Source organism: Microbacterium sp. X-17 (genome assembly GCF_039615055.1).
Map to the genome: position 1 here is coordinate 601,733 of NZ_JBDHNI010000004.1, position 15,170 is coordinate 616,902.

Annotated in this window: 17 protein-coding genes; 4 read left to right on the forward strand and 13 right to left on the reverse strand. The window is 72.5% G+C overall.

Features of this window, described 5'->3' with window-relative positions:
- Positions 1-7: 7 nt before the first annotated feature.
- Entirely contained in the window at positions 8-841 is an 834-nt protein-coding gene (gene truA, locus ABCS02_RS22375) for a tRNA pseudouridine(38-40) synthase TruA (RefSeq protein ID WP_345837893.1), read from the reverse strand.
- Between the two features lie 49 nt (positions 842-890).
- On the opposite strand from truA, the gene ABCS02_RS22380 reads away from it, so the two are divergent.
- The gene (locus ABCS02_RS22380) at positions 891-2,771 is read left to right on the forward strand and encodes an acyltransferase family protein (RefSeq protein WP_345837894.1); all 1,881 of its coding nucleotides are present in this window, start codon (positions 891-893) and stop codon (positions 2,769-2,771) included.
- Between the two features lie 81 nt (positions 2,772-2,852).
- Here ABCS02_RS22380 and rplQ read toward each other — a convergent pair whose 3' ends face one another.
- From rplQ to ABCS02_RS22435, 11 genes are all read right to left on the reverse strand, one after another.
- On the reverse strand, positions 2,853-3,440 hold the full coding sequence (gene rplQ, locus ABCS02_RS22385; RefSeq protein ID WP_345837895.1) for a 50S ribosomal protein L17: 588 nt from the start codon (positions 3,438-3,440) through the stop codon (positions 2,853-2,855).
- A gap of 28 nt (positions 3,441-3,468) precedes the next feature.
- Positions 3,469-4,458 carry a DNA-directed RNA polymerase subunit alpha gene (locus ABCS02_RS22390; RefSeq protein WP_345837896.1) on the reverse strand — a complete coding sequence of 330 codons (990 nt, stop codon included), beginning with the start codon at positions 4,456-4,458 and terminating at the stop codon, positions 3,469-3,471.
- 79 nt (positions 4,459-4,537) lie between these two features.
- Complete coding sequence (rpsK, locus tag ABCS02_RS22395; protein ID WP_345837897.1) at positions 4,538-4,936, reverse strand: 30S ribosomal protein S11; 399 nt, start codon at positions 4,934-4,936, stop codon at positions 4,538-4,540.
- Complete coding sequence (rpsM, locus tag ABCS02_RS22400; protein WP_345837898.1) at positions 4,936-5,316, reverse strand: 30S ribosomal protein S13; 381 nt, start codon at positions 5,314-5,316, stop codon at positions 4,936-4,938. The genes rpsK and rpsM overlap by 1 nt, the downstream gene beginning before the upstream one ends.
- 139 nt (positions 5,317-5,455) lie before the next feature.
- A complete protein-coding gene (gene rpmJ / locus ABCS02_RS22405) occupies positions 5,456-5,572 on the reverse strand; it encodes a 50S ribosomal protein L36 (protein ID WP_005050492.1) in 117 nt (38 codons plus the stop codon).
- Between the two features lie 65 nt (positions 5,573-5,637).
- On the reverse strand, positions 5,638-5,859 hold the full coding sequence (gene infA, locus ABCS02_RS22410; protein WP_013583992.1) for a translation initiation factor IF-1: 222 nt from the start codon (positions 5,857-5,859) through the stop codon (positions 5,638-5,640).
- 142 nt (positions 5,860-6,001) lie between these two features.
- Positions 6,002-7,375: an FAD-dependent oxidoreductase gene (locus ABCS02_RS22415; RefSeq protein ID WP_345838011.1), complete on the reverse strand. Its 1,374-nt coding sequence runs from the start codon at positions 7,373-7,375 to the stop codon at positions 6,002-6,004.
- Between the two features lie 17 nt (positions 7,376-7,392).
- Positions 7,393-8,454, reverse strand: coding sequence for a polyprenyl synthetase family protein (locus tag ABCS02_RS22420; RefSeq protein ID WP_345837899.1), 1,062 nt, complete (start codon positions 8,452-8,454; stop codon positions 7,393-7,395).
- A 105-nt stretch (positions 8,455-8,559) separates the two neighbouring features.
- Positions 8,560-9,306, reverse strand: coding sequence for a bifunctional demethylmenaquinone methyltransferase/2-methoxy-6-polyprenyl-1,4-benzoquinol methylase UbiE (gene ubiE / locus ABCS02_RS22425; RefSeq protein ID WP_345837900.1), 747 nt, complete (start codon positions 9,304-9,306; stop codon positions 8,560-8,562).
- 10 nt (positions 9,307-9,316) lie between these two features.
- Positions 9,317-10,237 (reverse strand): NAD-dependent epimerase/dehydratase family protein, encoded by a 921-nt coding sequence (locus ABCS02_RS22430; RefSeq protein ID WP_345837901.1) that lies wholly within the window; start codon positions 10,235-10,237, stop codon positions 9,317-9,319.
- Positions 10,234-10,887 (reverse strand): MerR family transcriptional regulator, encoded by a 654-nt coding sequence (locus ABCS02_RS22435; RefSeq protein WP_345837902.1) that lies wholly within the window; start codon positions 10,885-10,887, stop codon positions 10,234-10,236. The genes ABCS02_RS22430 and ABCS02_RS22435 overlap by 4 nt, the downstream gene beginning before the upstream one ends.
- Positions 10,888-11,012: 125 nt before the next feature.
- Between ABCS02_RS22435 and ABCS02_RS22440 the strand changes: the two genes are divergently transcribed.
- Positions 11,013-12,230, forward strand: a complete 1,218-nt coding sequence (locus tag ABCS02_RS22440; protein ID WP_345838012.1) for an isochorismate synthase — start codon at positions 11,013-11,015, stop codon at positions 12,228-12,230.
- Between the two features lie 10 nt (positions 12,231-12,240).
- On the opposite strand, the gene ABCS02_RS22445 is transcribed toward ABCS02_RS22440, so the two are convergent.
- Entirely contained in the window at positions 12,241-13,461 is a 1,221-nt protein-coding gene (locus tag ABCS02_RS22445) for a globin domain-containing protein (protein WP_345837903.1), read from the reverse strand.
- Positions 13,462-13,582: 121 nt separating this feature from the next.
- Here ABCS02_RS22445 and ABCS02_RS22450 point away from each other — a divergent pair, with 121 nt between their 5' ends.
- Positions 13,583-14,206, forward strand: a complete 624-nt coding sequence (locus tag ABCS02_RS22450) for a helix-turn-helix domain-containing protein (protein ID WP_345837904.1) — start codon at positions 13,583-13,585, stop codon at positions 14,204-14,206.
- Between the two features lie 7 nt (positions 14,207-14,213).
- Positions 14,214-15,122: a DNA-3-methyladenine glycosylase 2 family protein gene (locus tag ABCS02_RS22455; protein ID WP_345837905.1), complete on the forward strand. Its 909-nt coding sequence runs from the start codon at positions 14,214-14,216 to the stop codon at positions 15,120-15,122.
- The last annotated feature ends 48 nt before the right edge of the window (positions 15,123-15,170 follow it).

A 15,170-nucleotide genomic window follows, 5' to 3' on the forward strand; every position in this document is an offset into this window, starting at 1 on the left:
GCAGCGTTCAGGCGGGGGCGCGTCGCGCGCGGGTCTGGTTCGCCCGGGACGCGAGCAGCTCCGCGGCGGGATAGCCGACCTCCGTCAGAGTGAGGCCGCGCGCGGCCAGCACCTTGAACGCGCTCGTGCGCGTGAGCTCGTCGCGCAGCCGCGCGGCATCCGCCACCGTCAGCCGGCCGGCGCCGACGGCCGCGCACGCGCCCACGAGCGCGCGCACCATGCTGTGGCAGAACGCGTCGGCCTTGAGGTTCGCGACGAGGACGCCCGCGTCGTCCCGGTGCCAGTCGAACTCGAGGAGCGTGCGGATCGTCGTGGCTTCCTCGCGCGGCTTGCAGTACGCCGCGAAGTCGTGGAGTCCGGTGAGGGACCGCGCGGCGGCATCCATCGCGGCGACGTGCAGCGCGCCGCGCCAGGTCGTCGTGCGGGCGCGGTCGGTCGGGTCGTAGCCGGAGAGGTCGTCCGCGAGGCGGTACTCGTACCGGCGCCAGACGGCGGAGAAGCGCGCGTCGAAGCCCTCCGGCGCGACGGATGCCGCGGTCAGCGCGACGTCGGGGTAGGGGCCGAGGACCCCCTGCACGCGCCGCGGCAGCGAGGCGAGCGGGTCGGCGTCGCGGGTGCGCCGCAGGCGGGCTTCCTGCGCATCGTCCAGGTCGACGTGCGCGACCTGACCGCGCGCGTGGACGCCGGCATCCGTGCGCCCCGCCACCGTCAGCACGACCTCGCCACCGACGACCCGGGCGAGCGCCTCCTCGAGCGTGCCCTGCACGGTGCGGAGGCCGGGCTGCCGCGCCCAGCCGCGAAAATCCGTCCCGTCGTAGGCGATATCGAGCCGCACCCGCATCCTCTCAGCCTAACGAGGCCGGCCCGTAGACTGGGGTCCCGGCTCCCCCATGCACACCACCCCCGCTGCCGCACGGTTCGCAGGACTCGATGGCCTTCGCGCCGTCGCCGTCCTGCTGGTCGTCGTTTACCACCTCTTCCCAGGCTGGTGGCTGCGGGGCGGCTTCATCGGCGTCGACGTGTTCTTCGTGATCAGCGGCTTCCTCATCACGACCCTGCTCCTCCGCGAGACCGCCACGGGCGGTCGCATCGGGCTCGTGTCGTTCTGGCGCCGACGGGCGCGGCGGCTCGTGCCGGCGCTGCTCGCGCTCCTCGCGATGTGCTCCACGTTCGCGTGGCTGATCGGCGGCGACGTGCTGGCGCAGCTCGGTCCGCAGCTGCTCGGCGCGCTCACCTTCAGCTACAACTGGGTGTCCATCGCGGGCGGATCCGGCTACTTCGCCGCGACGTCGCCCGAGCTGTTCCGCAACCTGTGGTCGCTCGCCGTCGAGGAGCAGTTCTACGTGCTGTGGCCGCTGCTGCTGCCGCTCCTGCTGCTCCTTCCGCGCACGCGGTGGCGCGTGGGCCTCGCGCTCGGCGTCGCGGTGCTGTCCACGGCCTGGATGGGCGTCGCCGTGCTCGCCGGCGGCGACCTGACGCGCGCGTACTTCGGGACGGACACGCACGCATTCGGGCTGCTGGCCGGCGTCGCGCTCGCGTTCGGATGGCACGGGCTGCGCGCGCGGACGTGGATGACCGGACGCGCCGCCCGGACGACCGCGACCACGATGGGCGCCCTCGCGCTCGCCGGGCTCGTCGGGGTCGCGCTGATCCCCGAGACGCCGACGCTCCTGAGCTTCCCCGGCGCGATCGCCGCGGCTGTGGTCCTCACCGCGGTCGTGATCGTGGCGGGGCTGTGGCCCGGCGCCGGCTTCGGGCGGATGCTCGACGTCGCGCCCCTGCGCTGGATCGGCGACCGCTCGTACGGGATCTACCTCTGGCACTGGCCGCTGCTCGTGCTGCTCGTCGCGGCCGCCCACGGGACGACCGCCGACGTGCCGGTCGGCATCGGGCTCGCCGTGCTCGGGCTGACGTTCGCGGTCGCCGAGTTCTCGTACCGCGCCCTCGAGATGCCCGTGCGGCGCCACGGGTTCCGGGGCGCCCTGCGCGGCGTCCGGGCCGCGCTGGCCGGCTCCGCCCGCGCGCGGTTCGGCGCGCTCGCCGGGGTCGCGGCCGCCGTCCTGTTGGTCGGGGGGACGTCGGCCGCGCTCGCCGCGGCGCCGGACACGACCAGCGGCCAGTCGGCGGTGGCGGCCGGCGCAGCGGCCCTGGCCGCGGCATCCCCCGGTCCCACGGACGCTCCCCCGCCCCCGCTTCCGACCGGGCCGTCGCCACAGCCCGTCACGGGCGACGAGGTGACCGCGGTGGGCGACTCCGTCATGCTCGCCTCCGCTCCGGGCCTGCTCGCGCGGCTGCCGGGGATCCAGGTGGATGCCGAGGTGTCCCGGTCCATGTGGGCGGCACCCGGGATCCTCCGCGACCTCGCCGACCGCGGGCAGCTGCGGCCGTTCGTCGTCGTGGCGCTCGGCACGAACGGAGCCGTCGACCCCGAGGCGCTGGACGACATCTCGCGGACGATCGGCCCGGGCCGGTGCCTCGTGCTCGTGAACGCCTTCGCCCCGCGAGACTGGATCGACGGCGTCAACGCCGAGCTGCGCACCTACGCCCAGGCGCATCCGGATGTCGAGGTGGCGGACTGGGCCGGCGCGATCGCCGGGCACCAGGACCTCCTGGCCGGGGACGACATCCACCCCGGGGAAGCCGGCGGCACGCTGTTCGCGGGCGTGGTCGCGACGGCCCTGGACGCGGCCGAGCGGGAGCGCGCGCAAGAGGTGTACGACAACGAGCTCCGTGCCCGTCTCCTCGGCGGCGGCGTCCCCACCCCGCACTAGCGGGTGCCCGCGGCCCCGGGGCCGGACGCGACGAAGCCCGGCACCCGCGGGAGCGGGGCCGGGCTTCGTGTGCGTGCGAGCTTACTTCTCTGCCGGAGCGTCCTCGGCGGGAGCCTCGTCGGCAGCGGCATCCTCGGTCGCGTCGGCCTCGGCGACGGCCTCGGTCGCCGCATCCTCGGCCGCGTCCTCCACGGCCTCGGCCGTGGGCTCGTCGGCGACGGGCTCCTCCGCCGCGGGCTCCTCAGCCGCGGGGGCGGTGGGAACAGCCGCGGGGGCAGCCGCCGACTTGGCCGGCTTGGCCTTCGGGGTCACCGGCTCGAGCACGAGCTCGATGACCGCCATCGGCGCGTTGTCGCCCTTGCGGTTGCCGACCTTCGTGATGCGGGTGTACCCGCCCTCACGGTGCTCGACGAGCGGCGCGATCTCGGTGAAGAGGACGTGCACGACCTCCTTGTCACCGATGACGCTCAGGACACGACGGCGCGCGTGCAGGTCGCCGCGCTTCGCGAACGTGACGAGACGCTCGGCGAGCGGACGGAGGCGCTTGGCCTTCGTCTCGGTCGTCGTGATCGACTTGTGGGTGAACAGCGCGGCGGCGAGGTTCGCCAGCAGCAGACGCTCGTGAGCGGGACCGCCTCCGAGGCGGGGACCCTTCGTGGGCTTCGGCATTGTCAGTTACTCCGTGGTGTGAAAAGGATCAGACGGACTCGTCGTCGTAGCCGCCGTAGAAGTGCGCGCCGTCGAACCCGGGGACCGAGTCCTTCAGCGACAGGCCCAGCGACGTGAGCTTGTCGCGCACCTCGTCGACCGACTTCTGGCCGAAGTTGCGGATGTTCATGAGCTGCGCCTCCGAGAGGGCGACCAGCTCGGAGACCGTATTGATCCCCTCGCGCTTGAGGCAGTTGTACGAGCGCACCGACAGGTCGAGGTCCTCGATCGGCATCGACAGCTCGTTGGTCAGGACCGTCTCGACCGGCGCGGGGCCGATCTCGATGCCCTCGGCCTCGAGGTTCAGCTCGCGGGCGAGACCGAACAGCTCGGTGAGCGTGCGGCCCGCCGAGGCCACGGCGTCGCGCGGGGCGATCGAGGGCTTGGTCTCGACGTCCAGGACGAGCTTGTCGAAGTCCGTGCGCTCGCCCGCACGCGTCGCGTCGACGCGGTAGCTGACCTTGAGCACCGGCGAGTAGATCGAGTCGATCGGGATCTGGCCCGCCTCGGCGTACTCGTTGCGGTTCTGCGTCGCCGAGACGTAGCCGCGGCCGCGCTCGATCGTGAGCTCGAGCTCGAAGCGCGCCGTGTCGTTGAGCGTCGCGATGACGAGCTCGGGGTTGTGCACCTCGACCCCCGCCGGAGCGGAGATGTCGGCGGCGGTGACCTCGCCCGCACCGGTCTTGCGCAGGTACGCCGTGATCGGCTCGTCGCGCTCGCTGGAGACCACGAGCTGCTTGACGTTCAGGATGATCTCGGTGACATCCTCCTTCACGCCCGGGATCGTCGAGAACTCGTGGAGCACGCCGTCGACGCGGATGCTCGTGACGGCGGCACCGGGGATGGACGACAGGAGGCTGCGGCGAAGCGCGTTTCCGATCGTGTACCCGAAACCGGGCTCGAGAGGCTCGATGACGAAGCGGCTGCGGAACTCCCCGACCTTCTCTTCGGTCAGAGTGGGACGCTGTGCGATGAGCACGATGTGTTCCTTTCGGCTAAGTGCCCGCTATATGACACTTGGACGGAATATGGAGTTTTGGCGAAAAGGGGGTCGGGGGTCAGACGCGGCGGCGCTTCGGCGGACGGCAGCCGTTGTGGGCCTGCGGCGTCACATCCTGGATCGAGCCGACCTCGAGGCCGGCCGACTGCAGCGAGCGGATCGCCGTCTCGCGACCCGATCCCGGGCCCTTCACGAAGACGTCGACCTTCTTGACGCCGTGCTCGGCGGCCTGACGGGCCGCCGACTCGGCGGCCATGCCGGCCGCGTACGGCGTCGACTTGCGCGAGCCCTTGAAGCCCACGCCACCCGAGGAGGCCCAGCTGATGACGGCGCCGGACGGGTCGGTGATCGACACGATGGTGTTGTTGAACGTCGACTTGATGTGGGCCTGGCCCAGCGCGATGTTCTTCTTCTCCTTGCGGCGCGGCTTGCGCGCAGCGGTCTTGGGAGCAGCCATTACTTCTTACCCGCCTTCTTCTTGCCGGCGACGGTGCGCTTCGGGCCCTTGCGCGTACGCGCGTTCGTCTTGGTGCGCTGACCGCGCACGGGGAGGCCGCGACGGTGGCGCAGACCCTCGTAGGAGCCGATCTCGACCTTGCGGCGGATGTCGGCGGCGACCTCGCGGCGGAGGTCGCCCTCCACCTTGTACGTGCCCTCGATGTGGTCACGGAGCGCGACGAGCTGGTCGTCGGTCAGGTCCTTGACGCGGATCTCGGGGCTGATCTCCGTCGCGGCGAGGATCTCGCTCGAACGGGTACGGCCGATGCCGTAGATGTAAGTCAGGGCGATGACCACGCGCTTGTCGCGCGGGATGTCGACGCCGGCCAGACGTGCCATGCGGCTCTCCTTATGGAGTATGTCGGAGGTGTGGAGCAGGATCGGTGCCCGGGCCTCCGACCCGGGGTGTCACCCCCGGATGCGATCCGGGGGTTCTGATCCTGCCTGTCGTATTGAGTTGTGTGAGCTTCTTGGGGTCTCAGCCCTGGCGCTGCTTGTGGCGCGGGTTGGACTTGCAGATGACCATGACGCGGCCGTGGCGGCGGATCACCTTGCAGTGATCGCAGATCGGCTTGACGCTCGGGTTGACCTTCATGATGTTTCCTCGCTGTCTTCGTACCTCGCGTGACGTGCACGCGGGGCCGTTACTTCTCGACCGGCCTAGCGATAGCGGTAGACGATGCGCCCGCGGGTGAGGTCGTAGGGGCTGAGCTCCACGACCACACGGTCCTCGGGGATGATGCGGATGTAGTTCTGCCGCATCTTGCCGGAGATCGTGGCCAGCACCTTGTGCCCGTTCGTCAGCTCCACGCGGAACATCGCGTTCGGCAGCGCCTCGGATACCGTGCCTTCGATCTCGATGACACCGTCTTTCTTTGCCATAGCCTCGCTATCGCTGTGCAGACCGGTCGGTCTGCGGGTGGATGGGATGCTGGTGCCCGGACACGCCAATAGGCGCAAGGCACCAAAGATCAACTATACGTGGCCGAACGGTGTCCGGCAACCTGAGCTCGGAATGACCGGTCTACTCACCGCTGGAGACGGCGAGCATCGCGTCGCGGGGGACGAGCTTGATGCGGGCGCGCTCGCGGGGAGCGCCGAGCGCGATCTCGTGCGCGTCGAGGCGGTGCCAGCCGTCGAGGTCGGTCCAGCGGACGCCGCGGGACGCGAGCAGCGCCGGGATGGCCGCCTCGGACGGGTCCTCCGGCCGCCACCAGGAGCCCTGGTCGTTCACGAGGTGCTGGATCGTCTCCATCGCGTCCGACTTCGTGTGCCCGATGAGCCCGACCGGCCCGCGCTTGATCCACCCCGTCGCGTACACCCCCGCCAGGCGCTCGTTCGAGTCGGCGTGCAGGACCTGCCCCTCGTGGTTCGGGATCACCCCGTGCACCTCGTCGAACGGGATGCCCGGAACCGGCGACCCGAAGTAGCCGACCGCGCGGTAGAGCGCCTGCAGCGGGATCTCGCGCAGCTCGCCGGTGCCGACGACGCCGCCCTCCGCGTCGGGACGGGTCCGCTCGTACACGAGGGATCGGACGCGGCCGGAGGCATCCGTCTTCACCTCGACGGGCTTCGCCCAGAAGTGCAGGTGCAGGCGCCGCGAGGCCGTGCCACCCCGACCGTTCGCCGCGGGGCGCTGCCGCCACGACTGCAGCACGCGGTCGATCACCATGACCTGCTTGTTGGTCTCGATCGCGGTGCGGGAGGCCGCGTCCCCGTCGAAGTCCTCGTCGTAGACGACCAGGTCCACGTCGCGCAGCTCGCCGAGCTCGCGCAGCTCCAGCGGCGTGAACTTCACCTGCGCGGGGCCGCGGCGACCGAAGACGTGCACGTCGGTGACGGCGGATGCCGCGAGCCCGGCGTGCACGTTGTCCGGGATCTCGGTCGGAAGGAGGTCCTCCGCGTGCTTCGAGAGCATCCGCGCGACGTCGAGGGCGACGTTCCCGTTGCCGACCACCCCGACGGACGCGGCATCCAGCGGCCACTTCCGCGGCACGTCGGGATGGCCGTCGTACCAGCTGACGAAGTCGGCCGCACCGTACGACGCGACCGCGTCGATGCCCGGGATGCGCAGATCGGCGTCGCGGATCGCGCCGGTCGCGAAGATGACCGCGTGATAGTGGCGCTTGAGGTCGTCGAGCGTGATGTCCTCGCCGAAGCGGACGTTGCCGAAGATGCGGATGTCGCCGCGGTCGAGCACCTCGCGCAGCGCCGTGATGATGCCCTTGATCCGCGGGTGGTCGGGCGCGACCCCGTAGCGCACGAGTCCGTACGGCGCGGGGAGCTGCTCGAACAGGTCGATCGAGACCTCGAAGGCGCGCTCCTCCTTGAGGAGGATGTCGGCCGCGTAGATCCCGGCGGGGCCCGCGCCGACGATGGCGAGTCGAAGCTTCGTGATGGTTCTGCCTTTCGCGACTAGCTGCTGCGGTCGGCGACGACCTCGGCGAAGCGCGTCAGACCCTCCCGCACCGGGCCGTCCGGCACCGGAGCCAGCGCCGCGATCGCCTGGTCCGCCCATTCCCGGGCGAGACGGAGCGTCTCGTCGGTCGCGTCGTGGTCGCGCAGCTCGCCGAGCGGGCCGTCGAGGATGGCCGGGGCGGCACCCGCCGCGATCTGCGCGACGCCGTCGTCGATCCGCGCCCGGAGGTCGACGGATGCCGCATCCGTCCGCTGCCCGAGGAGGAGGTACGGCATCGTCGGCACGCCCGCGCGGAGGTCGGTCCCGGGCACCTTGCCGGTCTCGTCCGCGTCGGAGGAGAGGTCGATGACGTCGTCCAGGAGCTGGAACGCGACGCCGGCGCGCTCACCGAAGACGTGCAGGGGTTCCTCGTACTCCGCGGGGGCGTTCGAGAAGATGACGCCCGCCTGCGCGGCGGCGGCGATGAGCGACCCGGTCTTGTCCGAGAGCACCTTCAGATAGAACGCGATGGGGTCGTCGGTCTCCGCCGGGCCGACAGTCTCGTGGAGCTGACCGAGGACGAGGCGCTCGAACGTGTCCGCCTGGAGCTGGATCGCCCGGGCGCCGTTGCGGGTCATGAGCTGGCTCGCGCGCGAGAAGAGGAGGTCGCCGGTGAGGATCGCGACGTTGTTGCCCCACACCGCCTGCGCGCTGGGGACGCCGCGGCGGACGTCCGCACTGTCCATCACGTCGTCGTGGTACAGCGAGCCGAGGTGCGTCAGCTCGAGCGCCATCGCGCCGTTCAGCACCGCCTCCGTCGTGCCGTCGCCGAGCTGCGCGGTGAGGAGCGCGAGCGTCGGACGGATCCGCTTCCCGCCGGCCTCGAACAGGTACCGGCTCGTGGCGTCGGCGAGCGAATCAGCGACGTGGAGCTCGCGTGCGAGGCCCTCCTCGACCACGACGAGACCGTCCTCGACCGCGCGGAGGAGGCGGCGCGAACGCGGACCCGCGAAGATCCGCTCCGTCAGACCGAGGCGGCTCGCGAGACGCGGACCCTGCGCGGGGCGGCTCGAAGTCACCTCGCCAGCCTACCGGGGCAGAGAACCCCCGCTCCGCGCAGTTCGAGTGTCGCTCGCGCACGGTTCCACGGGCGAAAGGGTATGCGCGGCTGACACCGGAGCGGCTCAGGCGGGGCGGCGGGCACGGTGGAGGGCGACGATGCCGAAGGTGAGGTCGCGATGGGCGACCTGGGTCCAGCCCGACTCGCGGATCCAGGCCGCGAGCGTCCGCTGGTCGGGCCACGCCCGGATCGACTCGTTGAGGTAGTCGTAGGCCGCCGCGTTGGAGCTGACGGCGCGCGCCACGAGCGGCAGCACGCGATCGCTGTAGAGGCGGTAGGCGGATGCCACGAGCCTCGCCGGCGGGTGCGAGAACTCGCACACCACGAGACGCCCGCCGGGGCGGACGACCCGCAGCATCTCGCGAAGCGCCTTCCGCGGATCGTTCACGTTGCGCAGGCCGAACGAGATCGTGGCCGCGTCGAACTCGGCGTCGGCGAACGGCAGGTCGGTGGCATCCGCCTCGACGAACGTCACGTTCGGGATGCCGCCGTGGCGGCGCCGCCCCTCCGCGATCATCCCCGGCGAGAAGTCCGCCGCGACGACCTCGGCCCCCGAGCGCGCGAGCGCGACGGAGCTCGTGCCGGTGCCGGCGGCCAGGTCGAGGATGCGCTCCCCCGCCACGGGCGCGACCGCGCGGGTCGTCGCGATCCGCCACCGCGCGTCGTTGCCGACGCTCAGGACGGCGTTCGTGCGGTCGTACGCGGGCGCGACCTCGTCGAACATCCCGCTGACCTGGGACGGATCCTTCCCGAGATCGGCACGATCGGCGCGATCAGGGCGGTCGGCGCGGTGCGGCGCGGGGTCGCTCATCCGTCCGAGTCTAGGCCCGCGCCGCCGCCAGCGACGCGGCGATCCCGTCGGCGTACGGCGTCGCCGTCATCCCGAACGCGTCGGTGAACGCGCTCGCATCGAGGACGTACGGGGCGGTGTACTGGTACGCCATCTCCAGGGTCTCGCGCGCTTCGCCGGTGAATAGCGCGCCGACCCGCATCGTGAACGTGCTCATCGTGCGGCAGCGGGCGTCGGGTCCGGCCGCGAGCGCGACGTACTCGCGACCGGTCAGCGCGGGACCCGTCGGCAGGTGCCAGACCCCGCCCCGGGCACGGGGGTCGGTGCCGAGCACGGCGAGCGCGTCGCCGATGTCGGGCGTGTACGTCAGCGAGTGCGGCTGGCCGGCGTCGAACAGCCAGACACCCTCGCGCCCGGCCGCGACCCGATCGATCACGAACCGGTTGAACGCGCTCGTCCTCGCGCCCGGACCGTAGAAGTCCGCGCTCCGGCCGATCGTGCACACGAGCCCGCGGCCCCGGGCGGAATCCAGCTCGGCGAGGACCGCCGCGCGCGCCCGCCCCTTCCGGCTGGCCGGCGCGATCGGCGTGCGCTCGGTCATGACGCCCTCGACGCGGCCGTACGCATAGACGTTGTCGAGGAACACGAGATGCGTGCCGTTCTCGACCGCGGCGTCGGCGACGGTGCGCGCGATGACCGGCCACTGCTCCTCCCACGCGCGCGACGTGTAGGGCAGCCCGAGGACGAGGTAAGCGGTTCCGGCGCCGCTCAGCGCGGTCCGTGCCTCGCTCGCGACCGTCAGGTCGGCGAGGACCGAGGGGATGCCGCCGGCGGCCGAAGCTGTCCGTGTGACCGACACGGGATCGAGGCCGCGGTCGCGGAGCGCGCGGAGCGTCTCCCGGCCGATGACGCCGTTGCCGCCGAGGACGACGTGCGAAGCGGGGGTGTTCATGAGTCCTCCTGGGGGTCGGCGGCGGGAGCTCCCGCCGCGGGGAAGAGCCGGTGGGTGGCGTCCTGATGCGCGATGCGGCGCAGCCCGGCGAAGAGCGGATCGCCGAGCACCGTGCCGACGACCATGAGCTCGGCGACACGGTCGGGGTCGCCGAGCTCCGCGAGCGCGTCGAGGTCGACCCGCGCGGTCGCCGCCGCGGCGTCCGCGTATGCGGCGAGGTAGGTCTCGGGCGCGTCGAAGCCGATCGCCGCGAGACCCTCCAGAGCGCGTGCCGCCGCATCGATGCCGGGATTGTCGGCGGTGAAGGCCCAACCGCGCGCGCGGGCGATCCGCTCGACGCGCTCGCGCGCCCCGGAGGCCGGCGCCTGGAGGCCGGTCACGGCCATCGCGTGCTGCGCGACCGCGAACGCCTCGGCGAGCGACGCATCCTCGGCATCGAGCACGCGGATGACCTCGGTCGCGGCTGAGACGGAGAGCCCGCCGGTCTCGAGCAGCGCGCGGATGAGGCGGACGCGCTCGACGTGCCGCTCGTCGTAGTCGACCTGGTTGGGTGCCGACCGTTCGCCGTCGGGGATGAGCCCCTCGCGCTGGTAGTACTTCACGGTCGACACGGCCACACCGGCCCGCCGGCTCAGCTCGGAGATGCGCATGCATGGATATTAGCACTATCCGATAGCTGAACTATCCATTTTTCCTCGGACGCCTGGGTGGCGGGAACTAGGCTGGGGCGGTGATCGCGAGCGCCCGGCCTCGGCTGATCGTCGAGACCCGCGCGATCTCCGCCGGCTTCGACGACGCCTTCGCCTCGACGGACCCCGCCGATCCCCTCGTCTGGCTCCGCCGCGGCGAGGGCATGTTCGGCGCCGGCCCCGCGGTGCTGCGGATCGACGACCGCGAGCCCGGCCCGCGCGGTGCGCGCGCCGCCCGCCTCTCCGCCGCCTGGCGCGAGGTCGCGGCGGCCGCGGAGGTGGACGACCCCCTCGGCATCCCGGGGACGGGCCTCGTGGCGTTCGGCGCCCTCGCGTTCGACGAGCGATCGGACGCCCCGAGCACGCTGATCGTCCCGTCCGTGATCACGGGCCGCCGCGGCGACACCGCGTGGATCACCCGCATCCGCACGGCGGACGCCGCGTTCGAGGAAGCTGCGGCCACCGAGATCGGACCCGAGTGGTCCGCGGCGCTCGCTCCCGGCGCGGAGTCCCCCGAGGCCTACGCCGCCGCGGTCGAGCAGGCCCTGACCGCGATCGACGCGGGCGAGGTCGCGAAGGTCGTCCTCGCGCGCGATCTCGCCGGGCGCGTCCCTCCGGGCGCCGACCTGCGGCGGACCGTGGCGCGGCTCGCCACCGGCTACCCGGACACGTGGGTCTACGCCGTCGACGGGCTGATCGGCGCGAGCCCGGAGACACTCGTCACGGTCTCGCGCGGAGCCGTCACCGCGCGGGTGCTCGCCGGGACCGCGCCCCGCGGTGACGATCCGGACTCGGATGCCGCGGCCGCGCTCGCCCTCGCGACGAGCCCGAAGGACCAGGACGAGCACCAGTACGCGGTGCGGAGCCTCGTCCGCACGCTCGAGCCGCACACGCGCGCGCTGGCGGCGAGCGAGCAGCCGTTCGCGCTCAAGCTCCCGAACGTCTGGCACCTCGCGACGGACGTCGAGGCCGAGCTCCGCGGCGACGCATCCGCCCTCGATCTCGTCGGCGCGCTGCATCCGACCGCCGCGGTCGCCGGCACGCCGACGGATGCCGCGATCGAGGTGATCCGCCGGCTGGAGCCGTTCGACCGCGGCCGATATGCGGGTCCCGTCGGCTGGATCGACCACCGCGGCGACGGCGAATGGGCCATCGCCCTGCGGTGCGCGCAGTTCACGCCCGACCGGGACGCCCGGCGCGTGACCGCGCACGCCGGCGCCGGCATCGTCTCGGGCAGCCGGCCGGAGTCGGAGACGCTCGAGACGCGCGTGAAGTTCCGCGCGATCCTCGAAGCGCTCGCCTGAGTCGATTCGATCAGGCTGCGACGCTCTCCGGTCGTCGCGCCCACAGGTCGGGCCCGAACACCTCGTAGTGGATCCGCTCGCTCGGGATCCCCCGCGCGATCAGCGTGTCGCGCGCCGTCTGCATGAACGGCAGCGGCCCGCACATGAACACCGCCGCATCGAGCGGGAGCTCGACATCGGCCAGTTCCATGAACCCCGGCCGCGCGGGGTGGAGGGTGGGCGCGAGCTCCGCGTCCGTCTCGTACCAGTTCTGCGCCTTCGCGTCGCGCATCGCCAATACCTGGCGCCGCAGCGAGGCGTACAGCGCGTGCGTGTCGTGCGCGCGGTCGGCGTGGAACAGCCGCACCGTCCGCTCCGGCTGGCGGCGGGACAGGTCTTCGAGGATCGCGGCGATCGGAGTGATGCCGATGCCCGCCGACACCAGCACGAGCGGACGATCGGTCTCGTCGAGCACGACGTCGCCCGCCGGCTGCGACACATCGAGCAGCGTCCCCGGCAGCGCGTTCTCGTACAGCCACGTCGACACCTGTCCGTCCGGAGCGCCGTCGGCTCCGCGCACGCGCTTGATCGTCACGCGGATCGAATCGCCGCGCGGGCCCGACGAGATCGTGTACTGGCGCGGCTGGCGCGACCCGTCCGGCAGGTCCACCGCGATCGCGACGTACTGACCGGTGCGATGCGCGGGCACCTCGCCCGACACCGGGGCGAGCAGCAGCGAGAACACGTCGTCGGTCTCCTCGAACCGCTCGACGACGCGATACTCCCGCCAGGGGTGGTCCGGGTCGGTGCCCCCGAGCGCGTACAGCTTCGCCTCCTCCGCGATGAGCGAGCATCCGAACAGCCAGTAGACCTCGGCCCAGGCCGCCCGCACCTCCGGGGTGACCGCGTCGCCGAGCACGACCGCGACCGCGTCGAGCAGGTGGTGCTCGACGACCGTGTACTGACGGGCCTGGATGCCGAGCGAGACGTGCTTGTGCGCGATCCGCCGCATCACGGGTGCGAAGTCCGGCGCGTCCGGGTCGATGAGCTGCACCGCGAACGCGACGACCGACGCGGCGAGCGCCTTGGGCTGCTCCCCCACGGCCTGGTTCGCCCGGTTGAATACGCGCAGCAGTTCGGGATGGGCCGCGAACATCGCCGAGTAGAAGACCTTCGTGATCTGCTCGGCGTGCTCGGCGACGACCGCGGCGGTGGCACGGACGACGGCCTCGGACTCGGGGGAGAGCTTCATGGCGTTCCTTTCTCGAAGCGCTTCGACCCTCCTCCTCGGGCCATCTGTCCCGCGGCGGGTTCCGCCGGTTTTATTCGTCGCACGCACACTCCGCGCTCCCGTTCGGGGTTACTGTCGGGGCATGCCCCGCCGCGCCCACGACTTCCGCGGGCTCACCCAGCCCACCCGCATCCGGCTGCTGCGCGCCGTCCAGCGGGTGCCGGGGCGCCGTGCGGGCGAGCTGGCATCGGAGTGCGGGATCCCGCTGAACACGGTCCGCGATCACCTCCGCGTCCTCGAGGACGAGGGGCTCATCCGCGGGGAGACCGTGCAGGTGGGCAGCCGCGGGCGCCCGCCGATCGTCTTCCACCCGGTGCGCGAGTCGTCGACGAACGCCGCGGCGAGCGCGCGGGTGGCGGGCGCGGAAGTGCGCGGACGGATGCTGCGCGCGGTCACCCGCACGGACGCTCCCGAGCTCGAGGCCGACGCGGTCCACCAACTGGACGTCCTGTACGAGCATCTGGATGACGCGGGCCTCGATCCCCACGTGGACGAGGACGCGCTGTCGTTCGAACTCGCGCCCTGCCGGTATCACGACATGATCGACGAGGACCGCGCGCTCATCTGCGGCGTGCACGCGAACCTCGTGGCGGACGTCCTGCAGCACACGCGTGGACCGCTGAGGTTGGATCGCCTGGAGCCGTTCGTGACGGCGCATCAGTGCCGTCTCCTCCTCACGATCGGCGCGAGTCGCCCGGAGGACTGACCTGCCCATGGAGACGGAGTACCAGCCGCCGCATCCCGTCGACCTCGCCGCGACCGTGCTGTTCCATCGGCGCGGGGGGAACGACCCCACGATCCTCCACGCCGGCGGCGTGATCTGGCGCGCGAGCCGCACCCCGGACGGGCCCGCCACCCTCGCGCTGCGGATGGTCGGGGGCGGCGCGGTCCGCGCGGCCGCCTGGGGTCCGGGTGCGGACTGGGCGCTCGCGCAGGTGCCCGCGCTGTGCGGCGCGCTCGACGACGCGGACGGCTTCGATCCCTCGGCGCACCCCCTCGTGGCCGAGCTGCACCGACGCCTGCCCGGCCTGCGCCTGAGCCGCACCGACCTGGTGTTCGACGCGCTGGCGTCCTCGATCGTGGAGCAGAAGGTGACGGGCCTGCAGGCCTTCGGCGCGTGGCGGCGCCTCGTCACGTGGTTCGGCGAGCGTGCCCCGGGTCCCACCCCGCGCCCCCTCTTCGCGCCGCCCACGGTCGAGCAGTGGCGCCGCATCCCGTCGTGGGCGTGGCACCGCGCCGGGCTCGAGCCTCCGCAGTCGCGCGCGATCGTGGCGGCGGCCCAGCGCGGGCCCTCGATCGTCGCCGCGACGCTCGCGGCGACCGACGGCGAAGCGCGCGATCGGGTGCTCACGAGCCTCGCCGGCGTCGGCCTCTGGACCGCGGCGGAGACCCGGATCCGGGCGCTCGGCGACCCCGACGCCGTCAGCGTCGGCGACTACCACCTCGCGCACGAGATCGGCTACGCGCTCACCGGCGAGCGCGCGGACGACGACCGCATGCTGGAGCTGCTGGCGCCGTGGGCCGGCCAGCGGCAGCGCGTCATCCGGCTCCTCCGGGCGGGCGGCCCGCGCGAGCCGCGGCGTGCACCGCGCCTGCACCCGGAGGACCACCGCACGCGCTGATGCGTTCATCGCCCGTTCCCTTGCCGCTGCCACGGACGCGGGAGCACA